This window comes from Erwinia sp. BNK-24-b (assembly GCF_047456155.1).
GTDB lineage: Bacteria > Pseudomonadota > Gammaproteobacteria > Enterobacterales > Enterobacteriaceae > Erwinia > Erwinia phyllosphaerae.
Window position 1 is genome coordinate 2,856,202 of sequence record NZ_CP179901.1, and the last position, 16,535, is coordinate 2,872,736.

The window sequence follows — 16,535 nt, forward strand, 5'->3', positions numbered from 1 at the left end:
ATTATCGTCAAGCGCCCGGGCTATCGGGTCGAATTTCGGAGCTATTGAGAGCTGCTTCCTGCCAGGAAATGCCTTACACCCTTTCTCCGGATATTTGGTAAAAAACCAGTTCTGTCAAATTTGCTACAAAACCGAAAAAGCCGCCTATCCGGGTTATGCTATTCACTTAACCAAAAGAAGAATTTTACCTCGCTGTACGCTGGATGCCCGCGAAGCATCACAGGCTACAGAGCAGAAAACCCGCCTTGAGCGGGTTTTCTGCTTTATGAGACGCCGCCAGGCAGTGCGCCCGCATCAGCCAGAGGCAACATTTGCGCACCTTGTGGGCAAAGTTATGCTTCATTTTCATTTAAGCCTGCGTTTATAAGCGGTGGCCCTCGCCTACAACCGAAACGATTGCTGTATCGCGCGCGCCAACAGTTTAACGGCCTCTTCCTCGCGAGATGCAGCGTTGCGCATAAACACGATGTCATGGTCTGGAATAACCGGCATATCTTCGAGGATATTCATGCGCCCGGTAACCTTGCCACGGTCAATAAGGCTGACGGCTAAGCCTGCTTCCACACATGCTTTAATTGCCTGATTTGAGGGACTTTCAAGCACGATGCGCGAACGCCGACCTGACGCTTTGAGCGATTCAATCATCGCTTCACGGTAAGGGCAAGACTCGGCGTGGACGGCCAAAGGAAGAGGATCGTCAAGCGCCACGGCTGTACTCTTTGGGCCGACCCAGACCGGCGTAGTTGACATTAACAGCTGGGTATTCGGGCCAATAAGCCCTTTGCACTGGGCTACTATGGCCGTCTGCAATTTGGCACGCTGCACCCAGTCTCGTAATACATAACTCGGCCCCGTTTTCAGCTCCAGCACAACGTTTGGCCAGGCCGCGGTAAAAGTCGGCAAGATATCCTGTATGACCCTGATCGCGTATTCATCAGGTACTCCCAATGTAATCCGCCCGGTGAGGTTAGTGCCGTGCAGATCGGCTAAAACCTGATCGTGCGTGCGTAACAGCCCGGCGGTAGCGCTTAACAGACGCTTCCCCAGTGCCGTGAGAGAAACTGACTGGTTATCGCGATTCAGCAGTCGGCCACCCGCTACCGCCTCAAGCCGCTGAATATGAACGCTCACCGCCGCAGGGCTTTTATGCAACTGTTCGGCTGCCGCGCTGAACTTCCCGCTGCGAACCACGGTATGAAAGGTACGTAACAGCTCGATGTCAAGAATGGCGGCCATGATTTAATCCTGATGAACAACTGCTTCATATTATTTTGATTTACCAGATTACACCTGCCCCGTAGCCTTTGAGAATGAAAAAAACAATCCAGCTTCAACCCGCTAAACCGTCGTGCCGCAACTGGCGTCAGGCCCTGCCGCTGCCTTTACTTGAGGCAGGGCTGGTGCTGACCTGGAGTTCGGGATTCGTTGGCGCACGCTTCTCCATCGATTACGCCCCGGCGTTACTTGTGGTGTTCTGGCGTAGCGTGGTGGTCTCTCTTCTCCTGCTGCCCTTTGTCTACAAACAACTAAGGACCACACCTTTTCTTATCCTGCTGAAAAATGCCGGGACAGGCTTGCTGGCAATGGCCGGGTATATGACCGGCGTGACGCAAGGCATCGCGCTCGGCGTTCCGGCCGGTCTTGTCGCTCTGTGCGCAGATCTGCTGCCGCTGGGTATGGCGCTGCTGGCGGCGGTGTTTCTCGGTGAGCAGTTAGCGCGCCAGGTCTGGCTGGGGCTAATCGTCGGATTGGCTGGAGTGATGTGGGTGATGCAAAGCGTGCTGGGGCTGGGCAACGCGCCGCTATGGGCCTACGGCTTGCCGGTGGCAGGCATGCTGTCCCTTGCCGTAGCGACGTTGTGGCAGAAACGCATCGGCTCTGCACAATCAATGGGCCTGATACCCAATCTCTGGCTACAGTGTTTCGTTTCAAGTTTCGCATTCGCCGCCATACAGGGTAGCCAGGGTAGCCTGGCACCGATCTGCAATATGGGCTTTGCTCTGAGCGTGCTGTGGACAGTCACCCTGTCCACTTTCGGCGGCTACGGTCTGTATTGGGTCTGCCTGCGACGAAGCTCCCCGACCCGGGTTGCCAGCGTACTGTATCTTAGCCCGCCGATCACCCTGGTCTGGGCCTGGGCCATGTTTGATGAGCCTCTGTCCTGGCAGATGGCGTCCGGGATGGCAATTTCTGCGGGCGGCATCTGGCTGGTAATACGTGCCGGGGATCGATGATCTAATCCCGTCCACCTGAGAGCAAAACTTCACAAAAAAGTCAGATTACCCACCGATGCACCACCGTCGACATACAGCGTCTGCCCCGTCATAAAAGCAGCCTCTTCGGACATAAGAAAAGCAGCCGTTGCCGCAATTTCTTCGGGTTTACCAAACCTCTTCATAGGTACACCGGCAAGGTAACGCTTTTCCCCTTCGCTATCGGGAGGATTATTTTCCCGAAACAACGTCGTTTCGGTAGGCCCTGGCGCGACCGCATTCACCGTTATTCCCGTTTGTGCCAGTTCCAGCGCCCAGTTGCGGGTGAAGCTGATCAACGCTGCTTTTGCAGCCGCATAAGCCGTACGCTCAACGCTTCCCAGCACCGTAAGGCTGGAAATATTCACAATGCGCCCCCAGCCCCGCTCTTTCATCCCGGCAAGGATCGCCTGAGTACCCTGCAAAGCCGGATAAAGATTAACCCGCATGACGTCGTCAAACGAGGATAAATCGATCTCCCCCAGGCGCTGCGGCTTGACCAGCCCAACGTTATTTACGATGCCGTCAAAGGCGAAGCGAAGGCTCAGCTGCTCAAAGGTCTTTTGAGTGGCGGCGACGTCTGCAAGATCGGCGTTAACCAGCGTGCCGGGGAAGTTATCGACCGCTCCGCGTGCCAGGCCGACCACCTGATGTCCCGCGTCGGCGAGGCGCCGGGCAAGCGCCAGCCCAATGCCTTTACTGGCACCGGTAATTAAAAAAGTTCTCTGCATTATTTACTCCGGTTAATGATCTCTGGATCTTTTCGCCAGAGAGGGAAATAGCATTACAGTCCACATCTACGCTGTCGTAAAGGCGACAGGTTATAAGCGGCGGTGCCTGAAAGGATTAACCTGTCGCCAGCGCGTTAACGCGCTCAATGGCACGCTGCACCGCAGGACGAGAAGCGACTGCATCAAACCAGCGCGCCACGTCAGGCGTATCCTCAAGGCTGACGCCAGCAAATTCACGTCGCCAGAACCAGCCAAAGTGGGCAATATCGGCGATAGAAAATTCTTCACCGGCAACAAAAGCGTGACGGGCCAGCACGCCATCCAGCACTTTTACCGTGCGGGCGGCTTCGGTTGAAAAACGCTGCATCGCCAAAGGCTGTGGTTCGGCGGCCTGACGCTGGAAAAAACCCGCCTGACCAAAGGCTGGCCCCAGTGCGGAAGCATGGAAGAACAGCTGTTCAAATACGCGCGCCCTTGCAGCGCCCGACGCGGGTAAAAGCTTTCCGGTTTTTTCGGCAAGATAAATGAGGATGGCGGCTGATTCCGTCAGAACCAGCCTGTCGGAGGCCGCCGTACTGTCTACAAGCACAGGCACTTTGCCGTTCGGGTTCAAGGCGATAAATTCGGCCTTTTTTTGTTCGCCCTGGCGCACGTTCACCGGGTGCAATACATAGTCAAGCTCCAGCTCTTCCAGCGCTATCGGGACTTTAATGCTGTTTGGCGTAGCGAATGCATAGATATCAATCATGGCCGTTTCCTTGTTGAGTGTTAGTCAGGTTTGACGTGATGAACAACATATTGGCTGGCGTGCTTCAGGAATGGTAGATATCCTCACGTGATAACAACTATTCTTCGGGGGAATAACATGGATCGCTTTCAGGCGATGGCAACGTTTATACGCGTTGTGGATACGGGCTCTTTTTCTGCCGCCGCCAGGCAGCTTAACGTTGGCCAGCCTGCCGTATCAAAAATCGTTGCCCAGCTTGAATCACGGCTGCAAACCAGTTTACTGACGCGTTCTACTCACGGCCTGACGCCCACTGAAGCCGGGCAACGGTTCTATGAACGTGCGCGAGCCGCAATCCAGGAAGCGGACGAAGCGGAACTGGCTGCTCGAGGCGCAGGGAAAGGGTTATCGGGAAAGCTCCGGATTTCGGCGGCAACGACTTTTGCCAGGCTGCATATCATCCCGCGCCTTCCGCAATTTCTTGCAGAACATCCGGAGCTGGACGTTGATGTCATTCTTGATGACCGGGTGATCGATTTAATCGCAGAAGGGGTCGACGTGTCGTTACGCATGGGAGCGTTACCTGACTCTTCTGCCGTGGCGCGCAAGCTGGCCACCAGCGCCCGCTCGGTTATCGCTACTGAGGAATATCTGGCGAATAAGGGAGAACCGGCAACACCCGCTGAACTGGCAGAGCATGAGGCCGTTCTCTATAACCCCCAGCCGAACTTCTGGTCATTCACCCGTGAAGGCGCGGTAACTTCTGTGGCGGTTAAAGGACGTATTCGCGTTAGCGCCGCCGAAGGCCAACGCGCAGCCGTGCTGAGCAACATGGGATTGTGCATCGCTTCTGACTGGATGTTTGCAGAAGAGCTTAAAAGCGGTACGGTCAGAAAAGTGCTGACGGCCTGGCAACTGCCAGCCATCGACTTGTGGGCAGTATTTCCGAACGGTCGGCTGGCAAGTGCCAAAGCGCGCCAGTTTGCAGGATTTGTGGAAACGATTATGAACGAGGAAGGCTCTCTTCATTCCAGTAAGGAATAGGCGTTATCTAATCTGACGGCGATCTCATTCATAATGGAATGGGGTAGTGTTGTTTCACGGTCAGTCAATACCGACTGGCATGAACAAGGAACATCACTATGACAACGTTTGCAGCCTACCAACATGCTTTCCCTAACGCTCGCCTGACCCGTAAATCTAATGGCGTACTGGAAGTTAAATTCCATACTCACGGGGAAAAACTGGTGTTTGATGGTCATACTCATGAACAGTTTGTTGCGCTGTTCCATGCCATCGGTGAAGACCGTGAAAACCGCGCGGTTATCCTGACCGGCTCAGGCGATGCTTTTATGGACGCCATCAGTCCGGAAGGTTTTGATTTCTTCAGTCCCACAGGCTTCGACAAAATCCTGCGCGAAGGCAGAAAAGTGCTGAGCAATATTCTGGATATCGAAGTTCCGATGATTACCGCCCTTAACGGCCCTGTGTTGCTCCACAGTGAATATGCCCTGCTGACCGACATTGTGCTGGCCACGCCAGAAACGGTTTTTCAGGATAAACCCCATTTTGAGTTCGGCATCGTTCCCGGCGACGGTGTTCATATCCTCTGGCCTGAAGTTATTGGCTCAATCCGTGGACGCTATTTCCTGCTTACCCGTCAGATTCTGGATGCGCAAACGGCAAAAGACTGGGGCGTCGTCAATGAAATCGTGCCGGCAGATACTCTTCTGTCCCGTGCCCATGAAATTGCCGACGGCATTGCTGCCCTTCCGCCGCTGACTTCACGCTATACCCGCATTGCGCTGACGCAGCGTCTGAAACGCCTGATGGACGAAGGCGTTGGCTATGGCCTGGCGCTTGAGGGGATCAGTGCGGCGCAGGTTGCTCATACTATGGCGCAGCAGTAGATCCATCCGGAATCTTACCAATCTTTAAAGCTGACTGGCGGGGCCTTGATAGCTGAAGGCACCTGCTTATTAACAGGGGAAATGATGAAAACGCTATTAACACCGATAACAGCAGGCCAGTTGCAGTTAAAGCATCGCATAGTGATGGCGCCCACCACGCGTATGAGAACCGTACAGGGTGGCATACCTGGTGAACTGATGATTGAATATTATCGGCAGCGGGCAAGCGAAGGCGGGCTTCTTATTGCAGAGGCAACGGCGGTATCGCCTTACGCTAATGCCTATGCGGATGCGCCCGGTATTTTTAACGATCGGCAGCAGGCAGGATGGCAAAAACTGGTCGAAGCGGTGCACGCGCGCGGCAGTCAGATTGTGCTTCAGCTCTGGCATCCCGGTCGGCAGTCTTTACCCGAACTCTCTCTGGGCCGTCAGCCCGTCGCGCCCTCGGCGCTTATTGCCAGGGAAACTTATGGCGTGGCAAAAAATGATAACGGAACCTATGAAGGAAAACTTTTTCCCGAGCCGCGCGCGCTGGAAACAGATGAAATCAAACAGCCGATCGATGAATTACAACAGGCGGCCCGCCGTGCCATGGCCGCCGGATTTGATGGCGTTGAGCTGCATGCCGCCAATGGCTATTTGCCAGAGCAATTTCTGTTAGACGGCAGTAATCAACGCACCGACAGCTACGGCGGCAGTCTGGAAAACCGCGCGCGTTTTCTGCTGGAGTCCGTTGCAGCCCTGACCAATATCTGGGGCAAGGGACGCGTTGCGGTACGCCTCTCTCCCAGTGGTATTTACGGGGATATGCATGACAGCGATCCGACCACGACATTTCGCTACCTGGTTGCACAGCTAGATTCTTTTGAACTGGCATACCTGCACATTATTGAACCCCGCATTACCGGGCCGGAAGACAGAGAGGCAGGATATTATTCAGAGCCGGTCGCCAGCCGCGACTTACGACCTTATTACCACGGGAAGATTATTGCGGCAGGAGGATTTAAATCTGAGAGTGCGGAAGAGATGCTGAAAAGTGGCGATGCCGATATGATCGCCTTTGGTCGACTCTTTACCTCAAATCCGGATTTGCCGGAGCGCATTCGCCATGATTTACCCCTCACCGCCTATGATCGCACCACCTTTTTTGGCGGCGATGAGCGCGGCTATACGGATTATCCCGTGCACGGGGCTTTAGCATCTGCCAGCGCCTTATAGAGGATAAAAAGGGCACTATCGTGCCCGCAATCCTGATTATACTCAGTAACCAGCCACGTGAGCAGCTTTCATTATCAGTCCGGCTACCGCTTCCGGCTGTGAAATCATGGAGACATGGCTGGCCTTTAGCTCAATCGTATCGGCATGCATGCGTTTCGCCATAAAGCGCTCCAGATCTGTATTAATAGTGCGGTCCTGGGTTGAAACGGCATAAAAGGTTGGCTTGAACTGCCACGCCGCCTCGGTCGTTCTGGCTATTTTAATGGCTTTTCCCATCGGCTGCTGGGCGGCATAATAGACTTTTGCCTGGTTTTCCGGCAGGTCGTTGGCAAAATCGTGAAGAAATGCCGATTCCGTTAATTTCGCATAATCGCCCTGCCATTTAATGCCCGCAGAAGCGGGCGCGGCCGGGAATTTTTTGGTCAGTGCCGTATAGTCTTCATTAGCGGCAGGTGCACGAGCGGCAATATAAACCAGTCCTTTCACCTCAGGATCGTTCCCTGCCTGACTAATTACCATCCCGCCGTAAGAATGTGCGACCAGAATAACCGGGCCATTCTGTAGAGCCAGTGCGCGTTTTACCGCAGCAACGTCATCATCCAGAGAAGTAGTAGGATTTTGCACCGAGGTCACATTAAGACCCTTAGCCTGCAGTAGTGGAATCACTTTTCCCCAGCTGGAGCCGTCAGCAAATAGTCCATGCACCAGCACAATATTTTTAACCGGCTGTTGTGGGGCGCTTAAATTCGTTCCGGCTTCAGCATGAGCGGCAGTAACCCCTGCTCCACTGAGAGCTATACAGGCAATAAGAGACAAACTACGCAGTTTCATATCAAGTCCTGATTGAGAAAGATATTTGTACTATAGCAACCCGCTCGCAGGCAAAGGACATCCTGCGAGATTTTTGATGGGGCATCCCGACAACGGGGCCAGGACTGTAGTGTTATGCTGCGCGGAGGAGTTGCACGCCAGAAGCGGTTAAGGCTGGCGTTACTTTTTCTTGAGCATCGACTTCAGGTCAGCAAAGGGGTTGTAGGTGGCGGCGGCAACATCTTTTTGCGCATCCTCTCCTGCAATCACAGTTGTGCCGTACTGATCGGCTTCGGTGTATTTGGAATGCTCGTGGTCATGGCAGTACAGGCAAAGCAGCTCCCAGTTACTGCCATCTTCCGGGTTATTGGTATGATCGTGATCGATATGGTGAACGGTGAGTTCACGCAAATTTGAATAGACAAACTCTCGCGAGCAGCGTCCGCATACCCACGGGTAAATTTTCAGTGCTTTTTCACGGTAGCCGCTTTCCAGCCGACCGTAGTTTTTTGGGATGAAAGCCATGGATGATGTCACCTGTCATAAAAGGATAGTTTTACGCTAATGCGCCTAATATATCCCACAATGACGCGGAAGGAGAAATGTACGTGCGTTTACGCTTCGTCAGGTTGCATAACAGAGCTATCCCGGCAAGAAGCGTTAGTTCGCTGACAAAGCCCTGCTGATAAGATTTTGCTCAGATAAAGGGAAAGAGCGTGCTGCTGACCCTTTTACTCACCATTGTACCAGTGCCACAGCTGAAAGCAGCAAGCGTAACAGTAACGTATACCTGCGATAATAAATATCCAGGCCAACAAGTCCACTGGATTAAACAAAAGATCTCTGCAATTTAACCGGATCATCGGCGCAAAAGTAAAAAAAGTGCATATACAAAGTATATTTATTATTGCAGATTCTCTTCTTTTACATAAGAACTTACTTTCTTTTAAATGTTTGAACCTTTCATTTGCCATTATCTGCCGCATCCTTTTTCAGCGTCATTTAGAAATCCATTTAACTGACAATGCAATATTTCATAATCACAATAACAAATAACTATTTTCTCTTTTATAAATCCCGACAACCAGGTCGGGATTTATATGGTTCATTATCAGAAACGATAGCCAAGACCAATATTAAAACCATTTACCGTTACGTTATCGTTAAATTTGACGCGGGTTCCCTCGTAACCAACGTTAACGGAGAGGTAATCTGTAGGATTAATAACCACGCCTGCGCCATAAGCAAAAGAGGTTTTACTTACGTCAGTTTGTTCTGAATACTCAGAGAGATACGTTACTTTATCTTTTACTTTAGTATGCGCCATACCAGCCAGAGCATACAAACTAACGTAATCGTTAATACGGTATGCAGGGCCAGCCAGGAGCGAATAGTATTTTACATCGGTTTTACCGTCATAACCGCTGATATCGTCAAAGGCCTCAACACGCTCGGAATAGCCGTCATCACCTTTCATGTAAGTAAATGAGCCGATAATGCTGACGGGTGACGCCCATTCATAACGATACTGAACGTTTACCCCACGGATATTTTTAAAATCCTCAACCTTGCTCTGTGCATAGCCAAGGGAGAGTGTATGGTTGTTAGCGAGAACATTACCGCTGATAAGCAGGACAGTACAAAGTAACGCTACGGCTGTGATATTCATTTTCATCGTTTATCATTCCCTTTTTACTGATTTAATTAGTCCTCCCTACGCGCTAACGCAGGGTTATGCCACCTGCTTTATCAGTACGCTACTGGAAAAGTTTAATTAACTTTCAGAGCGTACTGAACAGGATTTTCTTACAGGCATCCCGGTTACCTTTTGGTACAGCACCAGTATGCAGGAAGGGGTCGCCCCGCTGCAGGTTTTCCAGCCTTATGCTGATTTAATCAGATCTATCGACGCTCCGGCACAGGCTGGCATAGTTGCTCAGTCGCTCATACAGTACGCAGATGACGGATTCTTACCAGAGAAAATAAGCACCCTTAGTGCGTCAGAAAAAATCTTCCATTCTTTTCCATATATGAAATACCGACCATACAACTGTAACAGAACAGGCACTGAGAATTTTTATGCGCACATTATGCACCCAAATTAAAAATCCTCAAGAGAAAATGCAGAGGAAATTATATAAGAATCACGCTTGCGAAGGCAAAAACTTAAATAAATGCGTTATTTAATCAGATAATTTATTCGCCGGGCGTGGGGTTTTAAGGAAAAAAAAGAACGATGCTTCCAGTTAAATTTAAATTAAGTCGAAAGTGTGGAAAAAATTCAGCCACCTGATAATTGCAGGCCCATCCTGAACCATAAAAAAAGCCCCATCTGAGAAGATGGGGCCATAGACTTTTAGCGAACAAATAGCGCGGGGGAAATCCCCCTGACAGCGGACTTAACTGAATTAAGCCTGGTTAGCCTGATTATTCAGGACCAGCTGCCCATCGCTGTTGAGCGGAATACGCGTGCCGGGATCGTTATCCATACGGATTTTTCCCTGCTGGCTGCCAATCTTATAGGTAACGTCGTAGCCCAGCGTTTTTTCCTGCTTGTCGTAGACAGTTTTGCAGCGCTGCTCGGTAGTGGTATAGGTGTCGCCGTTTTGCATTGCACCCTGAACCTGATTACCGCCGTAGCCGCCAGCCAGCGCCCCGGCTACGGTTGCTACATCGCGCCCACGACCGCCGCCGAACTGATGCCCCAGAACGCCACCCGCTACTGCGCCAAGCACGGAGCCTGCAATACGATGTTCATCCTGCACGGCGCGACGGTGGGTCAGCGTGACGTTACGACATTCCTGACGCGGATTTTTTGTGGTTTCTTTGATTGGCGTGGCGGAAAGCACCTGGGCAAACTGCGGCCCACGATCGAAAACGTTCATGCCCGCTACAGCAGCGACGCCCAGCGCGGCCGCTACGCCAATGCCGATACCTGCCAACATAGATTTATTCACGGGACTGCCTCCTGAAACTGTTACCGCACATCATTGCCTGCCGTGCCGATCCGTTGCGCTGGCGGTGATCTGGCGTGTGCGACGCGCCTTGATACGTAAAGTTTGCTTATCAGGACCAGTTATGACAATAAGAATTCCGGACGAAATAGTTATGTTAACTCAAATACAAATCTTTTTAAGAGAGTTCTTAAAGCGGGCTGTGGCGGGAATTTACAGTAGAAAGGCTTATAGCAACGGCATAGCTATAAGCCTTTTTGTTAACGTTTACACGGTACTGATTTTGATTAGTGCAGCTTTAGTCGAGGACGAATAACGCGGTTAATACTGCCTACCAGCATCATCAGTCCCGTCTTGAAATAGCCGTGCAGCGCGACCTGGTGCATACGGTATAGCGAGATATACACGAAACGCGCAATGCGCCCTTCCACCATCATTGAACCGCGCATCAGGTTACCCATCAGACTGCCAACGGTGCTAAAACGGGAAAGCGATACCAGCGAACCGTGGTCTTTGTAGACGTAGGCTTTCTGCGCATGGCCTTTCATCTGCGCAAGGATGTTATCCAGCACGCGCGACGCCATCTGGTGCGCTGACTGGGCGCGCGGCGGCACAAAACCTCCGGAAGGTAGCGCGCAGGATGCGCAATCGCCAATGGCATAAATGTCCGCATCGCGGGTAGTTTGCAGCGTAGGCTCCACCACCAGCTGATTGATGCGGTTGGTTTCCAGGCCGCCAATCTCTTTCATAAAGTCCGGTGCTTTAATCCCCGCCGCCCAAACCATTAAATCGGCGTTGATATACTCACCCGATTTAGTATGCAGGCCGTGTTCATCCGCGCTGGTCACCATCGTCTGGGTCAGAACGCGCACGCCTAGTTTGGTTAGCTCCTGATGCGCAGCGGTAGAGATACGCGGCGGCAGCGCGGGCAGGATGCGTTCGCCAGCTTCTACCAGCGTCACGTTCAGCGCGCTGTTGTTCAACCCTTTGTAACCATAGCTGTGCAGCTGTTTGACCGCGTTATGCAACTCGGCAGAGAGTTCTACGCCGGTTGCGCCGCCGCCAACAATAGCGATATTCACTTTTTCCTGTGAGCCTTCGCTTGCAGAGAACTTCAGGAACAGGTTCAGCATTTCGTTATGGAAGCGGCGAGCCTGATGCGGATTATCCAGGAAGATGCAGTGATCTTTAACGCCCGGCGTACCGAAATCGTTTGATGTACTGCCCAGCGCCATCACCAGCGTGTCATAGGCCAGCTCGCGTGCGGGAACGAGTAGCTCGCCCTGGGCATCGCGGATTTCCGCCAGCTGTAGACGTTTATTGTCGCGGTCAATATCCGTCAGCGTCCCCAGCTGAAACTGAAAATGGTGATTGCGAGCGTGGGCCAGATAGCTTAGCGCGTCGATCCCTTCATCTAACGACCCCGTTGCGACTTCATGCAGCAGCGGTTTCCAGAGATGGCTGTGATTACGATCCACCAGGGTGATTTCCGCTTTCTTGTTCCGGCCCAGTTTATGACCAAGCTGCGTCGCCAGCTCAAGCCCGCCGGCTCCTCCGCCGACAATAACAATCTTCTTCATTGGTGTAGTCAAACGACCCCCTCAAATTGTGAACCAATCGTTAATTAAAGGTTAAATAATATCCTTAATTAACATAGGGTTGGCGATTTATTCGCTATCTACAGGCAGCATAGCATGAGGAAAAACGGCAGTCCTGCAAAAATTGATATAGGTCAACTTTTTCAGCCCTTTCCTGACAGGCCACTGTTTTAAATGGGCAAAACGGTGGCCAGCCAGGAAAATGGGACGTTTTAAGGTTACAGACATAGTTATTTAACACGCTAATCGGAATTAACATGAATAACGCAGCAGATATAAATCCACTGGTCTGCGAAGGAGGTAATTTAAAGATTTCCATAAAGGCTGTACTTTTTGAGAAAAAATTTCTGCGACACTATTTTTATAAAAACCATTTAAAGTAACAGAAAGTTATATTTAATTAATAACTCTGCATTCATTCCAGTAATTACCGCAAAAGCTTTATTTTCTAAAAATGCCTGGTTCATTAAGTTTTCCTTAAGAAATTTACATTACCTTCTTTTAACAGCAAAGGAGCAAGGAATGAAAATAATTAACAGGCTAATGGCCCGAAACCGAAGTTGGGTACAGCTGCAAAAAAACCGCGATGCCGATTATTTTTTAAAGATGGTGACAGCCCAGCAACCGCAGGCGTTATGGATAGGCTGCTCCGATAGCCGCATGCCCGCGGAAGTGCTGACCTGTGCGCCGCCCGGCGAAATATTTGTGCATCGCAATATCGCTAATATGGTACTGGAGGACGATGAAAGCTTGATGAGCGTGTTGCAATATGCGCTACAGCATTTACAGATAACCACCCTTATTGTTTGCGGACACTATGGCTGTGGCGGTGTTAAGGCCGCGCTTGAATTAAAAAAGAGCCAAACGGAAGAGCTCGATCCATTAATACGGCGCTTGTGTAAGCTTTATCGGGATCTTGATGGCTGGATGTCCATCTTTAAGCCGGAGAAACAAATAGCCACGACCGATATTAAAACGCTTACGCAATATCATATTCTGGCGCAGACAATTAATTTAATTCATTCTGCACCGGTTAAATCAGCGCGACAGCAGGGAAAAGAGATTGCTGTGTATGGTTGTCTGTATGAACTGCACAGCGGCCGTTTAAAAAGATTGATTTAAAAGGACATAAATAATGAATTTGAAAACGTTACGCGGTGATATCCTGGCCGGAACTGTGGTTTTCCTTGTCGCGTTACCGCTCAGCCTTGGGATTGCCCAGGCCTGCGGACTGCCGCCGTTTGTTGGTCTGCTGACCGGCGTGATTGGTGGGCTGGTGGTGACGCTGCTTAGCCCTTCCCGTTTTGCAGTAAGTGGCCCCGCAGCAGGGCTGGTGACCATTATCACCGTGGCGATGGCAAGCCTGGAGAGCTTTTCATTGTTGCTGGCCGCGCTGGTATTTGCAGGCGCGCTGCAAATTCTCGCCGGTTTTCTTCGCGTCGGGCGCTGGATTAGCCTGGTACCGGGATCGGTGATCCAGGGCATGATGGTGGCTATCGGCCTGCTACTGATTCGACAGCAAACGCCTGCGGCGCTTGATGCGGAAGGTGAAACGGTGACAAAACTGTTTTCGCCTGTCTCGGTCTTCGTGGCGCTGGGTGCCATAACGATCCTGTTCCTGTGGCAAAAGCTTCGTACCCAGCACCGTTTTTTTGGTCTGGTACCCGGCGAGCTGGTCGCGGTGCTCTGGGGCTGCCTGGTGATAGCGATTGGCGGACGTGTGATGCCGGAAGCTATCGCCACGCTGGACAGGCTGGCCCTGCCGGAAGTGGACTCTTTTTCCTCGCTGGCCCGACAGTTTCGGCATCCGGATTTTATTCATGCGTGGCGCAATCCAAAAGTCTGGCTGACGGCCTTAACGCTGGCGCTGGTGGCAAGCCTGGAGACGTTGCTTAGCCAGCAGGCGCTGAAAAAGCTGGTCGCACAACATCCGGCCCCGTCGTCAAATAAAGAGCTTTGTGCCCAGGGCGTAGGCAATATGTTAAGTGGCCTTCTGGGCGGCATCCCCGTTACGGCGGTAATTGTTCGCAGCTCAGTTAATGTTAATGCAGGCGCAAAAAGTAAGCTTTCCGTTTTGCTGCACGGCATGCTGCTGCTTTGCTGCGGTCTCTTTTTTGAATCGATGCTGAATACTATTCCGCTGGCCAGTCTGGCCGCCATTCTGATTTACACCGGCTACAAGCTGGCTACCCCTGCGGTTTTTGTTCGCCAGTGGCGCCAGGGCATCGTCCAGTTTATCCCTTTTATAACCACTACTATTGGTATTATCTTTGTGGGCATGTTGCCCGGCCTGTTCGCCGGTGTTTTGATGCAGCTGCTGTGCAGCACTATTGCCGGTCATCGTAGCGCTATTCAGCTAAGCCGCTACAACGACTGTTTTGTGCTGCGCTTTAATCAGAACCTGACTTTTTTGCACAACGCACAGCTACAAAATTTATTAGCTAAAATTCCCGACAACAGCATGATTATCGCCGAGCACAGCAGCGCGGAATATATGGATGCAGATATTCGCTCAACGCTGGCGGAGTTTGGCGAACTGGCCTCGCGCAGAAATATTGTGCTTGACCAGTGGCCGCAGTCATAAAAGCAGTAAAGCTGGCAGAGAAAAAGCTGCCAGCGTTTACCGACGAAGGAAGATTTGCCAGCATTCACCGGCAGAAGTAGATTTACCAGCGTTCACCAGCAGAAGAATATCTGCCAGCATTTACCGGCAGACGAAGGTTTACCAGCGGTCACCGGCAGATTTTAGCCCTCAACCCAGCGTCTTAAAGGCTTTGATACGCTGCAGATGAGAAGAGATGTTTTTGAATTTATGGCTCTGGATTTCATCCCAGATAATTTCGTAATAGTCAGCCAGCGCCGCCGCGCTGCGCTGGCTATCCAGCGCTTCATCCTGACGGGAAAGGATAACCAGGCAACGGTCGCGATTTTTTTCGCGGAAGTTGCTGACGCACTTGGTGGCGATATCCAGATACTCTTCCGGCCGGTTGATTTTGCCCGCCATATTCTCTTCCGGCCACAGGTTAGGATTAAACATTACCTGGCGAATATCGTTAAGAAAGCCGATCCGTTCCGCCCAGAAACCGCCCAGCCCTACGCCGCAAATCATAGGGCATTCATCATCGGAGGTGCGCAGAATTTTGTCCGTTTCGTTCAGCAGAAACTGCATATCGTGTTTAGGATGCAGCGTACTGTAGCTCAGCAGCCGCACGTCCGGATCGATAAACTGTAGCTGCAGCACCTTCTCGTGATTGCCAGGGCTGTTGGAATCAAAACCGTGCAGATAAATAATCATCGGCTTCCTCCTCGTTTGTCTGTCAGCTGCGCTTTTCCAGCCAGCGCGTTTGCAACGCGGTCAGCGCCTGGCTGGTTTCTTTCCAGCGCGATGACGCCAGCAGCTGTTGACGGGTAAATGTTCCGCGATGATACAGTCGGGTAGCGCGCTGTGCATCGGCCGGCGAAAGATTATCCAGCACGCTAACGGCACCGCTGCGGTTGTTGCAAACCAGAATCATATCGCAGCCCGCATCCAGCGAAGCCTGGCCACGCTCGGCGTAGCTGCCCATGATTGCCGCGCCTTCCATCGATAAGTCGTCGGAAAAAATAACGCCGTCAAAGCCCAGCTCGTTACGCAACACGTTTTTCAGCCAGTGTGCCGAACCGCTGGCGGGACGCGAGTCTATCTGAGTATAGATAACGTGCGCAGGCATCACCGCATCCAGCATTTTTTCGTCAATCAGCTGCTTAAAAATCTGCATATCGTGCTGGCGAATCACCTCTTCGGGGCGATCGTCACGCGGCGTCTCTTTGTGTGAATCCGCGCTAACCGCACCGTGGCCGGGGAAATGCTTGCCGGTGGTTTTCATCCCTGCTTCGTGCATGCCGTTGATAAAATGGCGCGCCATTGTCAACGCAATAGCGGGATCCTCATGGAAGCTGCGTTCACCGATGGCAGCACTGCCGTGACCGATATCCAGTACCGGCGCGAAGCTGATATCTATATCCATCGCTATCATCTCGGCGGCCATGAGCCAGCCCGCCTGCTGCGCCAGCGCTGCCGCTTCTGCCTCGCTGTTTAATGCTGCAAAAGATTGCATCGCCGGTAGACGCGTAAAGCCTTCGCGAAAGCGCTGGACCCGTCCGCCTTCCTGATCGACGGCAAGCACCAGCCGATGACGCGAGGCCGCGCGAATTTGCCTGATAAGCTCCTGTAGCTGCTCAGGATCGTGATAGTTACGGCTAAACAGGATCAGCCCGCCCACCAGCGGATGTTGTAAAATTTCACGCTCTTCCGCGTCCAGCTCGTAACCGAGCACATCTAACATTACCGGTCCC

The 16,535-nt window shown here is 51.9% G+C and carries 17 protein-coding genes; 6 read left to right on the top strand and 11 right to left on the bottom strand.

The annotated features are described in order from the left end of the window. Positions 1-217: 217 nt before the first annotated feature. Together ACMGGR_RS12940 and ACMGGR_RS12945 are read right to left on the bottom strand one after the other, a co-directional pair. On the bottom strand, positions 218-349 hold the full coding sequence (locus ACMGGR_RS12940) for a hypothetical protein (protein WP_414147043.1): 132 nt from the start codon (positions 347-349) through the stop codon (positions 218-220). Between the two features lie 32 nt (positions 350-381). After that, positions 382-1,236, bottom strand: coding sequence for a LysR family transcriptional regulator (locus tag ACMGGR_RS12945; protein WP_414147044.1), 855 nt, complete (start codon positions 1,234-1,236; stop codon positions 382-384). Positions 1,237-1,310: 74 nt separating this feature from the next. Here ACMGGR_RS12945 and ACMGGR_RS12950 point away from each other — a divergent pair, with 74 nt between their 5' ends. After that, complete coding sequence (locus tag ACMGGR_RS12950; RefSeq protein WP_414147045.1) at positions 1,311-2,234, top strand: DMT family transporter; 924 nt, start codon at positions 1,311-1,313, stop codon at positions 2,232-2,234. A 29-nt stretch (positions 2,235-2,263) separates the two neighbouring features. On the opposite strand, the gene ACMGGR_RS12955 is transcribed toward ACMGGR_RS12950, so the two are convergent. Next, a complete protein-coding gene (locus ACMGGR_RS12955) occupies positions 2,264-2,983 on the bottom strand; it encodes an SDR family oxidoreductase (protein ID WP_414147046.1) in 720 nt (239 codons plus the stop codon). A 115-nt stretch (positions 2,984-3,098) separates the two neighbouring features. Then, a complete protein-coding gene (locus ACMGGR_RS12960) occupies positions 3,099-3,731 on the bottom strand; it encodes a glutathione S-transferase family protein (RefSeq protein WP_414147047.1) in 633 nt (210 codons plus the stop codon). Positions 3,732-3,848: 117 nt separating this feature from the next. Between ACMGGR_RS12960 and ACMGGR_RS12965 the strand changes: the two genes are divergently transcribed. The 3 genes from ACMGGR_RS12965 to ACMGGR_RS12975 all read left to right on the top strand — a co-directional run bounded on the left by ACMGGR_RS12965 (position 3,849) and on the right by ACMGGR_RS12975 (position 6,838). Further along, positions 3,849-4,754: a LysR family transcriptional regulator gene (locus tag ACMGGR_RS12965; RefSeq protein WP_414147048.1), complete on the top strand. Its 906-nt coding sequence runs from the start codon at positions 3,849-3,851 to the stop codon at positions 4,752-4,754. A gap of 98 nt (positions 4,755-4,852) precedes the next feature. Beyond that, on the top strand, positions 4,853-5,620 hold the full coding sequence (locus ACMGGR_RS12970) for an enoyl-CoA hydratase/isomerase family protein (RefSeq protein WP_414147049.1): 768 nt from the start codon (positions 4,853-4,855) through the stop codon (positions 5,618-5,620). Positions 5,621-5,704: 84 nt separating this feature from the next. Then, entirely contained in the window at positions 5,705-6,838 is a 1,134-nt protein-coding gene (locus tag ACMGGR_RS12975; RefSeq protein WP_414147050.1) for an alkene reductase, read from the top strand. Between the two features lie 42 nt (positions 6,839-6,880). Here the strand turns inward: ACMGGR_RS12975 and ACMGGR_RS12980 are convergent, their stop codons facing one another. The 5 genes from ACMGGR_RS12980 to ACMGGR_RS13000 form a co-directional block, all read right to left on the bottom strand. After that, a complete protein-coding gene (locus ACMGGR_RS12980) occupies positions 6,881-7,669 on the bottom strand; it encodes an alpha/beta fold hydrolase (protein ID WP_414147051.1) in 789 nt (262 codons plus the stop codon). A gap of 159 nt (positions 7,670-7,828) precedes the next feature. Further along, the gene (gene yajD / locus ACMGGR_RS12985; RefSeq protein ID WP_246758780.1) at positions 7,829-8,173 is read right to left on the bottom strand and encodes an HNH nuclease YajD; all 345 of its coding nucleotides are present in this window, start codon (positions 8,171-8,173) and stop codon (positions 7,829-7,831) included. A 586-nt stretch (positions 8,174-8,759) separates the two neighbouring features. After that, positions 8,760-9,323 (bottom strand): Ail/Lom family outer membrane beta-barrel protein, encoded by a 564-nt coding sequence (locus ACMGGR_RS12990; RefSeq protein WP_414147052.1) that lies wholly within the window; start codon positions 9,321-9,323, stop codon positions 8,760-8,762. A gap of 733 nt (positions 9,324-10,056) precedes the next feature. Continuing rightward, positions 10,057-10,605 (bottom strand): glycine zipper 2TM domain-containing protein, encoded by a 549-nt coding sequence (locus ACMGGR_RS12995; protein WP_246758778.1) that lies wholly within the window; start codon positions 10,603-10,605, stop codon positions 10,057-10,059. 284 nt (positions 10,606-10,889) lie between these two features. Continuing rightward, a complete protein-coding gene (locus tag ACMGGR_RS13000) occupies positions 10,890-12,194 on the bottom strand; it encodes an NAD(P)/FAD-dependent oxidoreductase (protein ID WP_246758777.1) in 1,305 nt (434 codons plus the stop codon). 528 nt (positions 12,195-12,722) lie between these two features. Here ACMGGR_RS13000 and ACMGGR_RS13005 point away from each other — a divergent pair. Further along, positions 12,723-13,322, top strand: coding sequence for a carbonic anhydrase (locus tag ACMGGR_RS13005; RefSeq protein ID WP_414147053.1), 600 nt, complete (start codon positions 12,723-12,725; stop codon positions 13,320-13,322). Between the two features lie 13 nt (positions 13,323-13,335). Beyond that, positions 13,336-14,784 carry a SulP family inorganic anion transporter gene (locus tag ACMGGR_RS13010; RefSeq protein WP_414147054.1) on the top strand — a complete coding sequence of 483 codons (1,449 nt, stop codon included), beginning with the start codon at positions 13,336-13,338 and terminating at the stop codon, positions 14,782-14,784. Positions 14,785-14,952: 168 nt separating this feature from the next. Here ACMGGR_RS13010 and ycfP read toward each other — a convergent pair whose 3' ends face one another. Together ycfP and nagZ are read right to left on the bottom strand one after the other, a co-directional pair. After that, entirely contained in the window at positions 14,953-15,495 is a 543-nt protein-coding gene (gene ycfP / locus ACMGGR_RS13015; protein WP_246758774.1) for an alpha/beta hydrolase YcfP, read from the bottom strand. Positions 15,496-15,517: 22 nt separating this feature from the next. After that, a complete protein-coding gene (nagZ, locus tag ACMGGR_RS13020; protein ID WP_414147055.1) occupies positions 15,518-16,525 on the bottom strand; it encodes a beta-N-acetylhexosaminidase in 1,008 nt (335 codons plus the stop codon). Between the last annotated feature and the right edge of the window lie 10 nt (positions 16,526-16,535).

Excerpts from the sequence above, each read along its gene's own strand:
- ACMGGR_RS12950 (WP_414147045.1), top strand. The coding sequence starts at position 1,311 with ATGAAAAAAACAATCCAGCTTCAACCCGCTAAACCGTCGTGCCGCAAC.
- ACMGGR_RS13010 (WP_414147054.1), top strand. The coding sequence starts at position 13,336 with ATGAATTTGAAAACGTTACGCGGTGATATCCTGGCCGGAACTGTGGTT.
- ACMGGR_RS12970 (WP_414147049.1), top strand. The coding sequence starts at position 4,853 with ATGACAACGTTTGCAGCCTACCAACATGCTTTCCCTAACGCTCGCCTG.
- ACMGGR_RS12990 (WP_414147052.1), bottom strand. The coding sequence starts at position 9,323 with ATGAAAATGAATATCACAGCCGTAGCGTTACTTTGTACTGTCCTGCTT.
- nagZ (WP_414147055.1), bottom strand. The coding sequence starts at position 16,525 with ATGTTAGATGTGCTCGGTTACGAGCTGGACGCGGAAGAGCGTGAAATT.
- ACMGGR_RS12955 (WP_414147046.1), bottom strand. The coding sequence starts at position 2,983 with ATGCAGAGAACTTTTTTAATTACCGGTGCCAGTAAAGGCATTGGGCTG.
- ACMGGR_RS12960 (WP_414147047.1), bottom strand. The coding sequence starts at position 3,731 with ATGATTGATATCTATGCATTCGCTACGCCAAACAGCATTAAAGTCCCG.
- ACMGGR_RS12965 (WP_414147048.1), top strand. The coding sequence starts at position 3,849 with ATGGATCGCTTTCAGGCGATGGCAACGTTTATACGCGTTGTGGATACG.
- ACMGGR_RS12975 (WP_414147050.1), top strand. The coding sequence starts at position 5,705 with ATGAAAACGCTATTAACACCGATAACAGCAGGCCAGTTGCAGTTAAAG.
- ACMGGR_RS13005 (WP_414147053.1), top strand. The coding sequence starts at position 12,723 with ATGAAAATAATTAACAGGCTAATGGCCCGAAACCGAAGTTGGGTACAG.
- yajD (WP_246758780.1), bottom strand. The coding sequence starts at position 8,173 with ATGGCTTTCATCCCAAAAAACTACGGTCGGCTGGAAAGCGGCTACCGT.
- ACMGGR_RS12980 (WP_414147051.1), bottom strand. The coding sequence starts at position 7,669 with ATGAAACTGCGTAGTTTGTCTCTTATTGCCTGTATAGCTCTCAGTGGA.
- ycfP (WP_246758774.1), bottom strand. The coding sequence starts at position 15,495 with ATGATTATTTATCTGCACGGTTTTGATTCCAACAGCCCTGGCAATCAC.
- ACMGGR_RS12945 (WP_414147044.1), bottom strand. The coding sequence starts at position 1,236 with ATGGCCGCCATTCTTGACATCGAGCTGTTACGTACCTTTCATACCGTG.
- ACMGGR_RS12940 (WP_414147043.1), bottom strand. The coding sequence starts at position 349 with ATGAAAATGAAGCATAACTTTGCCCACAAGGTGCGCAAATGTTGCCTC.